At 73.4% G+C, this 16,843-nt stretch carries 9 protein-coding genes; 5 read left to right on the forward strand and 4 right to left on the reverse strand.

Features of this window, described 5'->3' with window-relative positions; all coding sequences use genetic code 11:
- Positions 1-52: 52 nt before the first annotated feature.
- Together U874_RS0107080 and U874_RS0107085 are read left to right on the forward strand one after the other, a co-directional pair.
- Entirely contained in the window at positions 53-1,471 is a 1,419-nt protein-coding gene (locus tag U874_RS0107080; RefSeq protein WP_051582833.1) for a lytic polysaccharide monooxygenase, read from the forward strand.
- Positions 1,472-1,643: 172 nt separating this feature from the next.
- The gene (locus U874_RS0107085; protein ID WP_025133841.1) at positions 1,644-2,516 is read left to right on the forward strand and encodes a hypothetical protein; all 873 of its coding nucleotides are present in this window, start codon (positions 1,644-1,646) and stop codon (positions 2,514-2,516) included.
- Here U874_RS0107085 and U874_RS0107090 read toward each other — a convergent pair.
- Both U874_RS0107090 and nudC read right to left on the reverse strand, forming a co-directional pair.
- Positions 2,491-4,224: an ATP-dependent helicase gene (locus U874_RS0107090; RefSeq protein WP_025133842.1), complete on the reverse strand. Its 1,734-nt coding sequence runs from the start codon at positions 4,222-4,224 to the stop codon at positions 2,491-2,493. The genes U874_RS0107085 and U874_RS0107090 overlap by 26 nt on opposite strands.
- Positions 4,214-5,197: an NAD(+) diphosphatase gene (nudC, locus tag U874_RS0107095; RefSeq protein WP_025133843.1), complete on the reverse strand. Its 984-nt coding sequence runs from the start codon at positions 5,195-5,197 to the stop codon at positions 4,214-4,216. The genes U874_RS0107090 and nudC overlap by 11 nt, the downstream gene beginning before the upstream one ends.
- A gap of 137 nt (positions 5,198-5,334) precedes the next feature.
- On the opposite strand from nudC, the gene U874_RS0107100 reads away from it, so the two are divergent.
- Positions 5,335-6,594 carry a phosphotransferase gene (locus tag U874_RS0107100; protein WP_025133844.1) on the forward strand — a complete coding sequence of 420 codons (1,260 nt, stop codon included), beginning with the start codon at positions 5,335-5,337 and terminating at the stop codon, positions 6,592-6,594.
- Here the strand turns inward: U874_RS0107100 and U874_RS0107105 are convergent.
- Complete coding sequence (locus tag U874_RS0107105) at positions 6,545-10,108, reverse strand: ATP-dependent DNA helicase (RefSeq protein ID WP_025133845.1); 3,564 nt, start codon at positions 10,106-10,108, stop codon at positions 6,545-6,547. The genes U874_RS0107100 and U874_RS0107105 overlap by 50 nt on opposite strands.
- Complete coding sequence (locus U874_RS0107110) at positions 10,105-13,467, reverse strand: UrvD/REP family ATP-dependent DNA helicase (protein ID WP_025133846.1); 3,363 nt, start codon at positions 13,465-13,467, stop codon at positions 10,105-10,107. Before U874_RS0107110 ends, U874_RS0107105 begins: the two co-directional genes overlap by 4 nt.
- Before the next feature lie 177 nt (positions 13,468-13,644).
- Here U874_RS0107110 and U874_RS0107115 point away from each other — a divergent pair, with 177 nt between their 5' ends.
- A complete protein-coding gene (locus U874_RS0107115; RefSeq protein ID WP_025133847.1) occupies positions 13,645-16,482 on the forward strand; it encodes a penicillin acylase family protein in 2,838 nt (945 codons plus the stop codon).
- Positions 16,483-16,616: 134 nt separating this feature from the next.
- Positions 16,617-16,841, forward strand: a complete 225-nt coding sequence (locus U874_RS0107120; protein ID WP_025133848.1) for a DUF3107 domain-containing protein — start codon at positions 16,617-16,619, stop codon at positions 16,839-16,841.
- Positions 16,842-16,843: the final 2 nt, after the last annotated feature.

Raw genomic sequence — 16,843 nt, forward strand, 5'->3', positions numbered from 1 at the left:
GGGTGTCGGCAATTCGCCGGCACCCCAATTTCCCTGAACAACGGAGACACACGTGCGTACTCGACAACGACTCATTGCAGCCGCTTCCGCGACCCTGATCGCGACCGGAGCGGTCACCGCAATGGGCCTGGCCGCGGCCACCCCGGCGCTCGCTCACGGATACGTCGGATCCGATTCGTCCGACCTCGTCAGCCGCGCCGCACTGAAGGCGAACACCGGGCTCGGCTCGGTGCGATACGAACCGCAGAGCCTCGAAGCACCGAAGGGCTTCCCCGCGGGCGGCCCCGCGGACGGCAAGCTCGCCTCGGCGGGCGGCCTGTTCGGCGGCGCGCTCGACGAGCAGAGCGCCACGCGCTGGGTGAAGAACGAGATCCAGCCGGGCGCCAACGCAATCGGGTGGCGGTTCACCGCACCCCACAAGACGGCGCAGTGGTCGTACTACATCACCAAGAGCGGCTGGGATCCGAACGCTCCGCTCGACCGCGGCGACTTCGAGCTCATCTCCACGGTGGCGCACGACGGCTCCGCGGCGTCGACGAACCCGACGCACATCGTGGATATCCCCGCCGACCGCACCGGCTACCACGTGATCTACGCGGTGTGGGATATCGCCGACACGAGCAACGCGTTCTACAACGTGATCGACGTGAACATCTCGGGCGATCCCGTGGAAGACGTCGAGGCGCCCTCGGCGCCCGGAGCCCCGCAGGCCGGGAGCGTCACGGAGCACTCGGCGACCCTGAGCTGGGCCGCGTCGACGGACGACATCGGCGTGAACGGCTACGAGATCCTGCGCGACGGCGCGGTGATCGGCCGCACGAGCGCGCTGAGCTACACGGATACCGGGCTCGCCCCGGCGACGAGCTACGTGTACGCCGTGCGCGCGCTCGACGGTTCGGGCAAGGTCTCGCCGCTCTCCGGGACCACGACCGTGACGACCGCTGCCGCGCAGCCGCAGCCGGAGCCGGAGCCGCAGCCGGAGCCGGAGACCGGGACCGGATCCGGGACCGAGACCGGATCGGAGCCCGGCGCGGGATCGGAGCCCGCCGACACCGAGGCGCCGAGCGCCCCGGAGCACCTCCACTCGATGGCGACGACCGCGACGAGCGTCGACCTGATGTGGACCCCCTCGACGGACAACGTCGGTGTGACGGGCTACACCGTGCTCCGTGACGGCACGGCCGTCGCGACCACGACCGCGGCCCGCTATGTCGACTCCGGGCTGCGTCCCGCGACGAGCTACCGCTACCAGGTCGTCGCGAACGATGCGGCCGGCAACACCGCGGTGAGCGAGACCTTCACCGTCACGACGAAGGCCGCGGTCGGCGGGGCCGCCTGGGATCCCCGCGGCAGCTACGCGACGGGCGACCGGGTGATTCACAACGGTCGCGCCTACGTGGCGGTGCAGACCTACCGCGGGTACGGCGATCCCAACTGGATCAACGCGCCCTCGCTCTGGAAGCTCGCCTAGTCCGACCGGAGACCGGCGGCCCGCTCCGGAGCGCTCGGCGTTCCGGAGCGGGCCGCTCGGCGTCCCCGGGGCTGCCGCTCGCCGTCCGTGGGGCGGCCGCTCGGCGTCCGTGGGGCGGCCCGCTCTGTGGAGAACTCACCGCGCGGGGCGCGGATCCCGCACACTGGAGCGCATGACCGCGCGCCTCCGCCTCCGCCCCGACCTGCCCGTCTGCTGGGAGTCGCCGGACACGCTCCGCATCGGCTTCGAGCGCGCCCACGCCCGCGTCGTCGCACCCACCGCCGGCCAGCAGCGCCTGCTCGGGGTGCTCCGCACGGGCATCGCGGAGTCCGAGCTCCCGAACGCCGCGCGCCGCGCGGGAGCCACTCCGCGCGAGGCGCGCGAGCTCCTCGCCGCCGTCGCACCCGCGTGCCTCCCGCAGCCCCCGCGCGGGCCGGGAGGCGCAGGAGGCCCGGGCGGTCGGCCACCACCGGCCACGCGCATCCGCGTGCTCGATGCGGGGCGCCCGGTTCCCGGCTTCGCCGCCGCGCTCGCGCACGGGCTCGGCGACTCGGCGGTGTGGGCGCCGCAGGCCGAGTCGTCTGATGCCCCGGACGCGCACGGCGAGCTCATCGTCGGCATCGAACGCTTCCTGGAGCCCCTGGAGCGCGCGCAGCGCTGGCTCATCGCGGGGACGCCGCACCTGCTCGTGCGCTTCACGGACACCTGCGTCCTCGTGGGTCCGATCGTGGCGCCGCAGGGCGCCCCGTGCCACACCTGCGCCGTCCTCCCCGTGCTGCAGGACGACCCCGCGGCGGCGGTGCTCGCCGCGCAGCTCGTCGAGACCGTCCCCGCGAGCGAGACCGCCGAGGTCGGCGTGCTCGCGGCGGCGCTCGCGGTGCAGCTGATCGGCGCGTGGCGGCGGGGCGAACCCCACGTGGGGCGCACGTGCTCCCGTGTCGAGGTCGCGGGCGGCCGCGTCGCCGGGACGGTCGAGCGGGCCGAGGTGCGCCCGCACCCCGAGTGCGCGTGCGGGGCGCTCAGGCCAGGCCGGCCTCCGCGATGAACCGGGACGGCTGCCGCGGCGCTCGCGCACCCCCGGCGACTCCGGAGAGCCGCAGCGTGTCGCGCGCGCGTGTGAACGCCACATAGGCGAGCCTGCGCTCCTCGTCGATGCTGGCCTCGTCGACCGCGTGCACGATCGGGAACTGGCCCTCGCTCAGACCCGCGACGTGCACGAGCGACCATTCGAGACCCTTCGCGGCGTGCACCGCGCTGAGCGTCACCGCGTCGAGCGTTGGTTCGTGCTGGGTGCGCTGGCGGGCCAGCAGCTCCTCGCTGAACTCGACGATCCCCGAGCCGGGCGGCATCTCGTCCACGAGCGAGAGCAGCGCGCTGAGCGCCTCCCACTTCTCGCGCTGCGCGGCACCCTCGGGCGGCCGGGCGGACCAGCCGCCGGCGCGCAGCGCGTCGCTCACGATCTGGAAGAGCGGGCGGTCGTGGGCCACCTTCGCCTCGCCGCGGATCAGCATCACGGCCTGCCGCACGTCGGCGCGGTCGAAGAACCGCTGCGCGCCGTGCACGCGGACGCTCATGCCGTTCCGTCGGATCGCCTCCTCGAAGCGAGCCGACTGCGCGTTCGTGCGGTAGAGCACGGCGATCTCGGACGCCGGCGTTCCCGCCTGAATGGCCGCGGCGATCGACCCGGCCACCGCCTGGGCCTCGTCCGCCTCCGAGGCGAACCACTCGAACGTGGGAGCGGTCGCGGCCGCGGGCGGCTGCGCCGGGGCGGCCCCTGCGACCGGTGCCGGCGTCTCCTCCTCGCCGCTGCCGCGCATCGCGCTCAGGGTGAGTGCGCCGGGCTGATCCCGCATCAGCCGGTTGGCCATGCGCACGATCGGTTCCCGGGAGCGGTAGTTCCGTTCGAGTCGCACCTGGCGGGCGTTGGGGTGCTCAACGCCGAAGCGCAGGAGGTACGAGCTCGATGCCCCCGCGAACGAGTAGATCGTCTGGCTCGCGTCGCCGACGACGCAGACGTCATCCCGATCGCCGAGCCAGACGCGGAGCAGCGCGTGCTGCAGCGGCGAGACGTCCTGGTACTCGTCCACCGTGAAGAAGCGGTAGCGTTCACGGACCTGGAGCGCGACCCGCGGCTCGCTCTCGAGCATGCCGGTGAGGAGCACGAGCACGTCCTCGAAGTCGATCTGCCGGCGCTCCTCGAGGAGCGCCGCGTAGCCGCGGTGCAACTCGATGAGTTGCTCGGCGGTGACCCCCGTGGGGAGCGGGCGCTCCTCGACGTGCTCCGCGTAGCGGTCGATGCTCAGCATCGTCGTCTTGCGCCACTCGATCTCGGCGGCCAGGTCGCGGAGGGCCTCTCCCCCGAGCCGCATCCCGTTCGACTCGACGAGCTGCGAGAGCGCCGCGACCTTCCCCGAGAGGATCTGCGGGGCGGTTCCGCCGACGACATCGGGCCAGAAGTGGCCGAGCTGCGAGAGCGCGGCCCCGTGGAAGGTCTGGGCGCGCACGCCGTCCGCACCCAGCGCGCGGAGGCGCCCCTGCAGCTCGCCCGCGGCCTTGCGCGTGAACGTGACGGCCAGCACCCGCTCGGGCGCGTACACACCGCTGCGCACCCCGTAGGCGATCCGGTGGGTGATCGCGCGGGTCTTTCCTGTTCCGGCGCCCGCGAGCACCGAGACCGGACCGCGCAAGTGCTCGGCGATCTCCCGCTGCTCGGGGTCGAGCCCGTCGAGCACCGACTCAGCGTCACCGGCCACGGGCACTCCCATCGGGCTCCGGAGCCGACTCGTTCGCCGCGGCGTCGCCCTCAACGTTCCCCGCGACGTCGCCCTCGGCGACCCAGCGGTCGATCAGCCAGCGCGCGATCGACACGGACTGCGGGAGCGTGATCCCGGGCTCGGGGGTGCGCAGCTGCTCGCGGCTGAACCAGCGGAGCTCCGAGATCTCCGCGGGGTCCGGTGCGAGCGCTTCCGGATCCGAGCCGGGCGCGAGCCGGGCGCGGAAGCCGAGCATGAGCGAGCGCGGGAACGGCCAGGGCTGCGACGCGACGTACTCGATCTCCGCGACCCGCACGCCCGCCTCCTCGAAGACCTCGCGCGCCACGGTCTGCTCGAGCGACTCGCCCGCTTCGACGAAGCCTGCCAGGAGCGAGAAGCGGCCGGCTTCCCAGAGCGCGTTCGACCCGAGGAGCACGCGATCCTCGTGCTCGATCAGGACGATCACTGCCGGATCCGTGCGCGGGAAGAGCTCGCCGCCGTGCGCGTCGCGCCGCCCCCACCCGCCCAGCACGACCTCGGTGCCGGCGCCGTCGCGCGGGGAGAACTCGGCGGCGTCGTGCCAGCGGAGGAGCGCCGATGCGACCGCGACGATCTCCCGCTCGGTCTCCTCCAGCGCGGCGGTCGCGGAGAAGGGGTGCGCCCAGCGCGCTCCGCTCGGCGCGTTCGCGGTGGCGTCCGGCTCCGGGCAGGCGAACACGGGCGCCCCGTTCCGGCGTCCGAGGTAGACGTGGCCGACGGTGCGGCCCGCAAAGCGCGGCTCCCCCGTCGCCGGTTCGAGCGCGAGCCGGGGCGCCTCATCGGTCCCGTGGAGCGGAATCTCGATGCCGCGCATGCGGAGCACGGTCGCCCCGGTCTCGCCCCACGCGGCGCGCAGGAGGTCGACCGAGTCGCGCGTCGCGGCGTCGCGGTCGAGCGTGCCGCTGGCGAGCGGCGGACGGTCCTGAGCGGTCATGGCGTCTCCTTCATTTCTCGGCTCGCGCACCGCCGGGTCGTCGCGCCGTGCACGAAGCCCCGATCCGGGCTGTCAGTGTGCGGTGCGGTGCGCGTGGCGCGGCCGCAGCCGCGCTCGGCCTGCATACCCTAAGGTGCATGGCCAGCATCCCTTTCACTCTAGCCGCGCTCGCGACCTCCGCCGTGCCGGGCTTGACCGTGTTCGGCGCTCGCGAGCACACCGAGGATCCCCGCTATGCCGCCGCTGTGATCGTCACGGAGGACGCCGAGCTGCTCGTGCGCGTGCCGCGCACGCAGGCCGCCGAGGTGCTCCAGTCCGCTGAGGTGCTCGGGCGCGCGGCGCTCACGGAGGGGCCCCGCGGCCGGCTGCCCTTCTCCATCCCCGAGACGCTCGGGATGACCCGTGCGGGCGAGACCCGCGCCGTGGTGTCCACGCTCATCGACGGGGAGCGGTTCGCAGCGGAGGATCTCGCGGACGATGCGCTCCTGCTGCTGCCCATCGCCGAGACGATCGCCGCGATCCACGAGCTGCCGCTCAGCGTGGCCCAGAACGGCGGGTTGCCGGTGCACACGGCGCAGGATCTGCGCCTCATCGCGACTCGGCTCATCGATCGAGCCGAGGCGACTCGGCTGCTGCCCGAGACGGTGCTGCAGCGCTGGCAGCGCACGGTCGAGGCTGCCGAGCTGTGGGATTTCGCACCGACGACGGTGCACGGCTCGCTCGACGCGGATCAGCTGCGGCTCTCCGACGGGCGGATCACGGGCGTCGTGGGGTGGGGCGAGCTCGCGGTCGGCGATCCCGCGCAGGATCTGTCGTGGCTGCTCGCCCCCGGCAGCGACATCTGCGATGCCGTGCTCGCGCGCTATTCAACACTCCGCAACGCGGGGTCGATCGCACATCTCCGCACTCGGGCCGCGCTCTATCACGAGCTCGAGGTCGCGCGCTGGTTGCTGCACGGCACGGACGCGCACGATCAGGAGGTGACCGAGGACGCCGTCGCGATGCTCGATCGGATGGTCGGGGTGGGCGGGCCGCTCGCGACCGCGTTCGCGGCGACCCGGTCCCGGTCCCCGCTCGGCGAGGCCGAGGTTGCGGCGCTGCTCGACGAGACGCCCGAGGTGCACGCGCACCTCTCGGACACGGCCGCGGTCGAGGCGCTCGATGAGGACCGGATGTTCGGCGGGGACACCGACTTCGTCGAGCCGCTGAGCGCCGCAGCCGTGGATGCCGGCGCGGATCCCGTTGCGGAGGCGGCGGCGGCCGCTGCGTCTGGCGCGGACGGCTCGGCGGAGCCGGATGCCGCTGACGGCACCGGGGAGCAGCTCACCGAGCCGCTCTCCGATCAGCTCACTGAGCCGCTCGACCCGGACGAGTTGCCCCCGGCTTCGGCGCGTTGAGCGTCGCGGCGGCGTCCTGCCAGAGCGCTTCGAGCTCCGGCAGGGTGCGCACGGCGTCGCTGCGCAGTTCGATGCCCTCCGCGACGTAGAACAGCGACACGTCGATGCGTTCCGGCTCGATGCCGGCCCACTGGGCGTAGGCGTGCCGGTAGAGATCGATCTGGAAGAAGCGGGCCTCCCGCTCCGCGTCCGTGCGCGGCGGGCGCCCGGACTTCCAGTCGACGATCTCGATGCGCTCGGCGCCGCCCTCGGGGTCGGGCTGCCGGTACACCGCGTCGAGCTTGCAGACGAGGGTGCGGCCCGCGAACGGCAACGTCACCTCGATCTCGACGGCGATGGGGGCGAGCTCTGCCCACCGCGAGCGCTCGAACTGCTCGATGAGCGGTGCGAGCTCCGCCGCATCGGAGAACTCCGGGGCGGCGCCATCGCTCGCGGCATCGATATCCCCGCCGCGCTCGGGGTCACCGAAGTCGAGGGCGCCGTCGAGCCCCGCGAGCGGGAGCGCGCTGCCAATCGCCGTGGTGGCGCGCCGCTCCACCCACTCGTGGAAGCGGTTGCCCACGCGCGTGCGACGGTAGGGGCGTTGCGGGATCGGGCGGAGCCTGAGCCGCTCGGCCTGCTCCGGGTCGTGAATGAACTCGTGGAACGTCGAGGCCGTGATCCGGTCGGGGAGCTCCTCAGTGCGCCGCGGACCCGCGGCCGCTGCTGCGGCGGCACGCTCGGCGAGGAGCAGCGCGACGGTCGGGTCCAGGGCGGGCGCCGCGGCACCGCCCGAGGCTGGGGTCGAGGCCGGGCTGGGGGTCGCGAGCGGGGCCTGGGTCGTGGGCGGGGCGCCCCCGGGCTCCGGTGCGTCCGTGTGCGCGGGCACGGGCTCCGCGAGCGCGACCCGAAGTGCCGTCTCGGCGCGGCGCAGCGCGGGGCCGCGTGAGCCGAGCGGGTCGAGCGGCCACTGCTCGGTGAGTTCGTCGCGCTCGCTGGGGTCGCTCTCGTGCGCGCTCACCTCGGGGAGCCCGCTGATCAGCCCCGCCTCGGCGAGCTCGGTGAGAAACGCCGAGGGGACGCGCGCACGCGTCTGGCCGCCCCAGAACGATCCGCTCAGGAGGAGCCGATCTGCGGACCGCGTGACCGCCACATAGGCGAGGCGGCGCTCCTCCTCCGCGTGCCGTTCCTGAAGCGCCGTGCGGTACTCCGCGATCCGGTCGCGGAGTTCCTGCTGCGTCGTCGAGATGCGCCAGTTCAGTTCGGGCCGCGCCGCGGCGTCACCGCGGAGCTCGTCGGGCAGCTGCCCCGTGCGGAGCCAGCCCGCGCCGCTGCGCGCCGAGCCGGGGAACTCCCCCGCGACCATCCGCGGCACCGCGACGAGATCCCACTCGAGGCCCTTCGACCCGTGCGCGGTGATGAGGTGCACCGTGCCCGGCGCGGGCGCCGCCACGTGCTCCGCCGCTTCGTCGGCGAGCACGGCGCGCTCGATCCACTCCAGCACCGACGCGAGGGTGCCGCGGGTGTCCACCGCGAGGTAGTTCGTGACCAGGTCGCCGAAGAGGTCGAGGTTCGCCTGCGCTGCGGAGGTGCCCGCGTGCTCGCGCGCCTCATTCGCGTCGAGTTCGATGTCGAGGCGGAGCGCCTGCACGGTTGCGCTGATCAGCTCGCTGATATCGCCGCCCACGAGCTGCCGCAGCTGCGCGAGCATCCGTCCGGCGTCGCGGAGGCGCTCGCGTCCGATGGGGCTGACGCCGCGCAGCGCGGTGTGGTCGAGGTCGCGCATCCCGGCGATCTGGTCCAGCGCATCGAGGAGGGTAAAGCGTCGGTCGGGGTCCGGGAGCACGCGGTCGGCGGCCCGGTCCTCCTCGCTCAGCCGCTGCTGGCGCAGGTCGCGATCCCCGAACCAGCGTGCGGCGTCGCGGAGCCCCGCGAGGTCGGCGACCCCGATGCGGAAGCGCGGCCCGCTCAGGATCCTGATGAGCTCGCCTCCCGCATCGGCGTACCAGAGGCAGCGCAGCACGCACACGACGTCGGTGATCTCGGGGGTCGTGAGGAGGCCACCGAGCCCGACGATCCGGTTCGGCACGCCGGCCTCGCTGAGCGCCGCGGAGAACGCCGCCATGTGGCTGCGGGTGCGGAAGATGACGGCGGCGCTCGGCAGTTCGCCGTGCTCCGCGAGGTGCTCAGCGCGCGCGTCCCGGATCCAGGCTGCGAGTGCGGCACGCTCCTCGTGGACGGTCTCGGGGAAGCACCACTCGACCCGACCGGAGCCCGCGCCCGGCCGGGGCGCGAGGCGGGGCACCTGGATCTCCGAGGCGGCAGCGAGAGGCGCGGCGATCGTGTTCGCCGCGTCGAGGACCGAGCCGGGGTTGCGCCAGCTCGTCGAGAGCGTCAGCGTGGCGGGCGGCACGAGCGGGGCGCGCCGGTCGCGTGCCGCGAAGTCGGCGTGGAAGGAGCGCAGGCCCTCGGCGGAGGCGCCGCGCCAGCCGTAGATCGACTGGTGCGGGTCGCCCACGGCCATGACGGATCCACCCGCGAAGATGAGGGAGAGGAACCGGGTCTGGCCGACGGAGGTGTCTTGCACCTCGTCGAGGAGCACCACGCGGTGGCGTCTGCGGAGGGTCGCGATCGCATCCGTCGAGCGCTCGAGCGCGCCGGTCGCGAGGGCGAGCTGGTCGGGGAACTCGATGACGCCGCGGCGTTCCTTCTCCGCGGCGTACTCGCGCGCGAGCCGGGTGATCATCGGCGTCTCCGCGAGCGCTGCGACGGCATCGCGCACGGGCGCGTACACCTTCCCGCTCGGTGCGGTGCCGATCTCCTTTTCGGAGTAGGGCAGCTGCACGACGCGGGAGAACTCCGCGACGACTTGGTCGACCCGGTCGAGCGAGGTGAGATTGTCGGCGACGGCGTGATCGAGCGCGAGAATGTGCCGGATCAGTTCGGGGGTGCGCAGCTCGCTCGTCGCCAGCTCCGGGTCGGCGCTCGCGACGACGACCTCGCGGGCCACCCGCCAGGCGGTTGCCTCATCGATCACGGCGGCGCCGGGCGCGACGCCGACCGCGATCCCGAACTCCTGGAGCACGCCCGCGGCGAAGGCGTTGTAGGTGCTGACCTCGGGGGTATCGAGGCCGTCGGAGAGGAGCGCGTCGAGTCGTTCCGCGGCGGCGGATTCGTCAGCGCTGAGTGCGCCGCGCTCCCCCGCGTCCCGGAGCCGTTCGACGAACACCGCGAGCCGGCCGCTGATCCGTTCGCGCAGCTCGCCCGCGGCCTTCCGGGTGAAGGTGAGGCCGAGCACGGCGTCCGGCGCAACGAGCTCGTTGGCGACGAGCCAGACGACGCGGTTGGCCATCGTCTCGGTCTTTCCGCTGCCCGCGCCCGCGACGACGAGGGTACTGCCGCCGAGGGGGTGCTCGATCACGGCGCGCTGCTCGGGGGTCGGCGTGAGGGGGGTGGCGGGCGGCACCGCAAGCAATTCGGCGATGCGCTCCGCGGAGAAAATGACCGCGCCGTGCGCGGTGCTGGGCTCGGTCATGCGCGGCTCACCGCCGGGATGATGTGGAGCCGGCAGGAGCCGGGCTGGTGGGGGTCGGAGCAGTGGTGCTCGATGCGCGCGGTGAACTCGCCCGCGGCCATCACCTCGGCGATGCTCTCCACGCGCGTCATCATCTCCGCCGCTGCCTCCTCCGTGATGGGTTCCTGCACCCGCTCGATGAACTCCTGCTTGCCCGTGGCGTCCGGATGGACGTAGAGCAGGCGGGCTCCGCCGCTCGTCGGCGGATCGGGCTCGGCGCCGCCGGGCTCAGGGCTGCCGGGCTCGGGGCTGCCGGTCTCGCTCGCGGGTGCGAGCGCTTCGAACGCGCCGAGGGTCACGCCGAGTTGGTAGGCCCGCAGCTGGGCGTGCGTTTCGGCCTGCACTTTGCTCGGCGGCGTGCGCCCGGTTTTCAGGTCGAGGACGGTCACCTCGGAGGCGCCGCTCGCGAGCACGCGGCGCTCCAGCCGGTCGGCGATACCGCGGAGCAGCGCACGCCCGATCGGCGCGGAGAAGAGCGCCTCCCGGCCCACGAGCTCGCGCTCGGAGGCAGCGAAGTCTCGGAGGTACGCGGCGAGCCCCGCCGTCATCGCGGTGGCCAGCCGCTCCGCGCGCACCGATTCCCACTCGGCGTCGAAGTCGAGCTTGCGCCACTCGCTCAGCACCGCGGCGAGCAGCGCGTCCGCGTTCGGCTCCTCGGCAGTTTCCAGCGCGTGGTGCACGAGCGTGCCGATGTCCGCTTGCACGCTGCCGCTGCTCCCGCCCAAGTGCGCGATCGCCCAGTCGAGCGGGCAGTTCTCCGCCCGTTCGAGCTGCGAGGGGCTGACCGGCACGGCCGCTTCCGGGTCTCCCGCGAGGTCGACGAGCGGGGCCGCCGTGCTCGGGGCGAGGATGCCGTACCACTCGTCCGGGTGCGCGCCGGGCACCCCGGCCCGCGCGAGTGCCGTGAGCGCGTCGAGCGCGGTGCGGTCCGCGGGATCGGAGGTGAGACGGCGGCGCATGGCCGCGGTGACGCCGCGCAGCGTGAGCCGCGAGGTCGGCAGGGCATCGTCTCGGAACTCCCGGCAGAGCCCGAAGAAGGCGCTCGGGTGCTGATCCTCGTCCGCGACGACCGCGACGAGCAGCTCGTCGCGCGCTCGGGCGCACGCGTGCACGAAAAGGCGCAGCTCATCGTGAATGGTGTCCTTGCGCGAGGGTGCGATCGCGGCGCCGCCGCGCAGCCACCGCTCGAGCGCCGCAGTGCCCAGCAGAGAGCCGCGCGCGCGGAGGTTGGGCCAGGCTCCGTCCTGCACGCCGACGATCGCGACGAGCGAGAACTCGCGACCGATGGCGCCCTGCGGCGTGGTCACGGTCACCGCTGCGCGTTCGCTGCGCTGCGCGAGCGAGTCCTCGGGAACCGCGCTCAGCAGCAGCTCGTCGAGCAGATCGGCGATGGGCTGCTCGCTGTCCTGCTCCTCGTGCCGCTGCAGTGCGAAGAACAACCCCATCACGGCATCGAGCGAGCGGTGCGCCTCGTCGGCTCGAGCGCCGCGGCCGTCGAGTGCCTCGGCCTGCCAGTCCCCGGCGAGCCGAGTCCCGTCCCAGAGCGCCCAGAGCGTCTCGCGCGCGGTGCCGCCGGCCTCCCGCACGCGCACCCCCGCGGCCGCGACGAGGCCGAGCCGGCGCAGCGCGCGGCCTCCGGCGGAGTCGACGACGGGTTCGGCGCCGGGAAATGCGAACGCCTCCGCAACGAGTTCCTCGATCGGGGCCGGCTCGCGCCCCTCCTCGCGCGCCTCGCGGCGCTCCAGCAGAAGCAGCGCACCGCGCAATCTGCGAAGCGCCACCGGGTCGAGGCCGCCGATCGTGCCGCCGACGAGCGGGAGCAGTTCGCCCGGCTCGAGCGGGCGGAGACCCAGCGCGTGCTGGAGCAGCCGGATCAGCTCACGTACGATCTCGTACTCGCGCAGCACGAGGCCCCCCGCGGCAACGCCCGTTGGCACCTGGTGCGCGGCGAGCGCGCGGGCCACGCGCACGGCCTCACCGCGGCTGCGGCAGAGCACCGCCATCTCATTCCAGGGCACCGCGGGAGCGCCGCCCAGTCCGAGGCGGCGGGCCCGGAAGCGGTGCGCGATCGCGCCGAGCTGCTCCGCCGGAGACGCGAGCGCCGCGAACTGCACGGGCGCGGCCACGAGCCCGGCGGGTGGTACGCTCTCGAGCACGGTCGGCTGTGTGAGAGCTTCCGCCGGATCCATCGCCCGCACGTCCTCGCCGCGGCCGGGCCCAGCGGCGCGCTGCGCCCCGGCACCCGCCGCCCCGATTCGCTCCGCGAGCCCCGAGACCGCTCCGCGGAGCGTCGGTCCGTGCCGATGCGCGGTCTCGAGCACGACGAGCTGCGCCGGTGCCTCAGGGCGGAGCGGCGCGGAACCTGCGGAGCGGCGCGCGAGTTCGTCGTCGAGCGCGCCGAGCACGCGCGCTCGCTCACCGTGGAATGCGCCGGTCGCGGTGTCCGGATCCCCGAACACCCAGACCCGGCTCCCCCGGTCGGCGCAGGCCGCGAGGAGCGCGAGCTCGCCCTCGCCGAGCTCCTGCGCGTCGTCGACGAGGATGAGCCGCGGTAGGGGCGCGGCAGGCGCCCCGCCGGCCGGACCAGCGGAACCGCTCGGGGTGCCAGGAGGCCGGATCTGCCCGTCCGCCCGCACGACCTCGGCCGCGGCCCTGAGCAGCCCGCTCGAGCTGACCTCGCCCGGGCGCTCGCTCCGAAGTCGCGCGGCCACCGCGGAGATGAGGTCGAGGCCGTCACCCCAGCGCGCGGCCAGCTCGGGATCCGGCAGCTCCGAGTGCGCTTCTTGCGCCCGCCCCGCCGCCGCCTCGCGCAGCGCGCCGGCGAGCGACTCGGGCGCCCAGCCAAAGTCGTCCGCGACGCGCCAGAGCTCGCGCAACTCGGCCCGGAAGGCGGGGCTCTGGAGCACTTCGGGCGGCACTCCCGAGATCTCCGCGCCCGGCGCGCCGAGCCGCTCGCCGATCACGCGCGCGATCGCTTCATCCTGCACCGTTCCCGTGAGGAGCCGAGGCGGTTCCTCACCGCGCAGGGCCGCAGCCCGGCCCAGCAGCGCGAAGGCGAGCGACGCCCCCGTGCGCACGGGCGTCCCTCCGAAGGCGCGTCCGAGCTCCTCCGCGAGCATGGCGCGGAGCGACGCCGCGACCAGGCGGTTCGCCGCGAGTACGAGCACGTCGCCCTCGGCCCACCCCTCCCGCTCGCCGAGAGCCGCGAACGCCGCGACGAGCGCGCGCGTCTTCCCCGTTCCCGGGGCGCCGAGCACGCGGGCGTGCCTGGCCGGGTCGAGTGCGAGCACTCGGGCCTGGGACGTGTCGAGGGGGATCATGCGGCAAGCCTACTGAGGACCTCGGACATTCCATTCCGACCGCCCCCGCGCGGACCGGGATGGCGACAATGTCGGCGGTCCGTGCCAGACTCGGAGGAATTCCCGGCACCGCCCCGCGGCGCACGGAGCGGCAGAGCCAAGCTCGGCCGCACCAGCCCCTCAGAGTGGAGGATCCCCATGACGTTGACCGCACCCGCGCCGCCCGCACCTCCGGCAGGCGGCGCTCCGCCCGCCGCACCGGGCGCGCCCGTTCCCGGCGCGAAGCGCCGCAGGCCAGGCCGGATCATCCTCTGGATCCTCGCGATCATCGTGGTGCTCGCGCTCGCCGCGACCGGCTTCGGTGCGTGGACCGTGGCGCGCTCGTTCCCGCAGGCGAACGGCGAACTCGCGGTGAGCGGCCTCGCGCAGCCCGTGAGCGTGCAGCGGGACGCGCTCGGTATCCCCACCATCACGGCGGAGACCTCGGACGATCTGTTCTTCGCCCAGGGCTTCGTCCATGCTCAGGATCGCTTCTGGGAGATGGACTTCCGGCGCCACCTCACGAGTGCGCGGCTCTCGGAGCTGTTCGGCGAGTCCCAGGTGGGCACCGACTCGTTCCTGCGTACACTCGGCTGGCGCGACCTCGCAGAGCAGGAGGTCGCCCAGCTGCCGCCCGAGACCCTCGCCTACTACGAGGCCTACGCCGCCGGGGTGAACGCGTATCTCGCGGAGCGCTCCGGCGCGGACCTCTCACTCGAGTACGCCGTGCTCGGGCTCCAGAACGCCGACTACGCACCCGAGCCCTGGACCCCAGCGGACTCCGTCGCGTGGTTCAAGGCGATGGCTTGGGATCTTCGCACCAACATCGAGGACGAGACGGCGCGCGCGTTGCTCGCGCAGGGCCTCGACGAGGAGACGCTCGCGACGCTGTATCCCGACTATCCGTTCGCGGAGCACCCCGTGATCCTGGCGGACGACCCTGCGGGGGCGCACGTCGACGATCCCGCGATCCCGGCACCGCGCGGCGGGGCCTCCGGCGGCACGGGCACGGGCACCGGCGCGAGCACCGCGGAAGCCGGCACGGCCGCATCCGGCAGCACGGAAGCAAGTAACGCCGAGGCAAGCAATGCCGGAGCGAGTGGCGCAGGGGCGATCAGCAGCGTTGTGTCGGCTGGCCAGGCGGCTGCAGCGAGCGCGGCGGTCCCCGCGCTCGCGGAGCTCGGCACCCGGGTCTCGCAGGTGAACGCCATGATCAGCGAGCAGGGCGAGGGAATCGGCTCAAACTCCTGGGTCGTCTCCGGGGAACACACCGAGAGCGGCAAGCCGCTGCTCGCGAACGATCCGCACCTGGGAGCGGCCCTCCCCTCCGTGTGGACTCAGATGCAGCTGCGCTGCGCGACCGTCGGCCCGGAGTGCCCATTCGAGGTGGCTGGCTTCAGCTTCGCAGGCCTGCCCGGCATCGTGATCGGCCACAATCAGGACATCGCGTGGGGGCTCACGAACCTCACGACGGACGTCGCCGACCTCTACGTCGAGCGCATCGAGGCCGATGGGTACTGGCAGGACGGGGAGAAGCACCCCTTCGAGACCCGAACGGAGACGATCAAGGTCGCCGGGGGCGACCCCGTCGACCTCGAGATCCGCGCAACGGGGCACGGACCGATCGTGTCCGGGCTCGAATCCGACTTCACCGCGATCAGCGAGGATCCACGGGTGAGCGCACTCCGCCCGGCGGCGGGGCACGCGGAGCTGCCGCACGTGACCTCGTTCTCCGACCCGGCGACGGAGGAACTGCCGCCCGGCGAGTTCGCGCTGAGCCTGCAGTGGACGGCCCTCGAGGTCAGCACGACCGCGCAGGCGATCTTCACGCTCAACCTGGCGCAGGACTTCTCGGACTTCCGCCTCGCTGCGAAGCAGTTCGATGTGCCCGCCCAGAACCTCGTGTACGCGGACCGGGAGGGCAACATCGGCTACCAGGCGCCGGGCAAGCTCCCCATCCGCGGCGCAGGCGACGGCTGGCTCCCGCAGCCCGGCTGGGACAGCGCGTTCGACTGGCAGGGGGCGATCCCCTTCGAGGAGCTCCCCACGGCGTACAACCCGGAGTCCGGCGTGATCGTCACGGCGAACAACGCGATCGTCACGGACGACTACCGCTACTTCCTCAGCCGGGACTGGGACACCGGCTACCGCGCCGCGCGGATTCAGGAGCTCCTCGACGAGCGCATCGAGGACGGCCCGCTCACGGCGGCGGACATGACCGCGATTCACATGGACAACCGTTTCCCCGCGGCCGATTCGCTGCAGCGGGCGTTCACTGGGCTGTCGACCGGGCAGCCCGAAGTGGACGCCGCGCTCGAACTGCTCGCCGACTGGGATGGGCAGAATGATCCGGATTCAGCCGCGGCCGCATTCGCGAACGTGCTCTGGCGCGAGGTGACCGCGCAGCTCACCGACGAGCAGGCCGTGCCGATCGCGCGCGACGACCAGTCGCGGCTCGCGCTCGTGTTCGCGCAGCTGCTCGATGCGCCGGACTCCGAGTGGTGGCGCAGCTCGGAGAGCGGGCTCGCGACCACGCAGCAGGAGTTCCTGGCGCTCTGCGCCGAGCGCGCGGTGGCCGAGCTGAACGAGCTCCAGGGGAACCGCCCCGAGCGATGGAACTGGGGCGAGCTGCACGCGCTCCCACTGACTCACGGCACCTTCGGCACGAGCGGGATCGCGCCCATCGAGTGGCTCTTCAACCGCGGGCCGGTGCCCACGGGAGGCGGCTCTGGCGTCGTGAACGCGACGGGCTGGAACCTGGACGAGGGCTACGCGACGAGCACCGTCCCATCGATGCGCATGGTGCTCGACCTCGCAGACTGGGACGCCTCCACTTGGCAGAACCTCACGGGCGCGAGCGGCCACGCGTTCCACCCGAACTACACGGACCAGTCCGCTGCGTGGGCGAGCGGAGAGCCCGGGCCCTGGGGCTTCTCCGCGAGCGCCGTGGACGCGAGCAGCACCGACGAGCTGCGGCTCGTCCCGTCCGAGTCCTGAGGACTGCGCCGGGGATCGGGGCTGCGCTCACGGCGAACGCGCGCCCCGTTCCCCGGCGCGGCCGAGCCGCCGGCCATAGACTCGGAGCACATGCACATCGAGTGGCCGAGCGGCCACCCGTCAGAGGAGGCCCCGTGGAAGTTCGCATCGGCATCAAGCAGTCGCCCCGTGAGCTCGCGTTCGAGACCGACGCGACCGCGGATGAGGTTCGCGCCCTGTTCGAGGCGGCCGCAGCGCAGGATTCTGACTTCGTCACCCTGCAGGACACGAAGGGACGCCAGTTCCTCGTCAACGCGGACGCGGTCACCTACATCGAGCTGGGCGGCGAGGCCGGGCGCAAGATCGGCTTCGTGAGCTAACA

The sequence above is a fragment of the Leucobacter sp. PH1c genome, assembly GCF_000633415.1.
Classification (GTDB): Bacteria; Actinomycetota; Actinomycetes; order Actinomycetales; family Microbacteriaceae; genus Leucobacter.

Bases quoted from the DNA above. Each gene is read 5' to 3' on its own strand.
- U874_RS0107100 (WP_025133844.1), top strand. From the start codon at position 5,335: ATGGCCAGCATCCCTTTCACTCTAGCCGCGCTCGCGACCTCCGCCGTG.
- nudC (WP_025133843.1), bottom strand. From the start codon at position 5,197: ATGACCGCTCAGGACCGTCCGCCGCTCGCCAGCGGCACGCTCGACCGC.
- U874_RS0107105 (WP_025133845.1), bottom strand. From the start codon at position 10,108: ATGACCGAGCCCAGCACCGCGCACGGCGCGGTCATTTTCTCCGCGGAG.
- U874_RS0107115 (WP_025133847.1), top strand. From the start codon at position 13,645: ATGACGTTGACCGCACCCGCGCCGCCCGCACCTCCGGCAGGCGGCGCT.
- U874_RS0107110 (WP_025133846.1), bottom strand. From the start codon at position 13,467: ATGATCCCCCTCGACACGTCCCAGGCCCGAGTGCTCGCACTCGACCCG.
- U874_RS0107085 (WP_025133841.1), top strand. From the start codon at position 1,644: ATGACCGCGCGCCTCCGCCTCCGCCCCGACCTGCCCGTCTGCTGGGAG.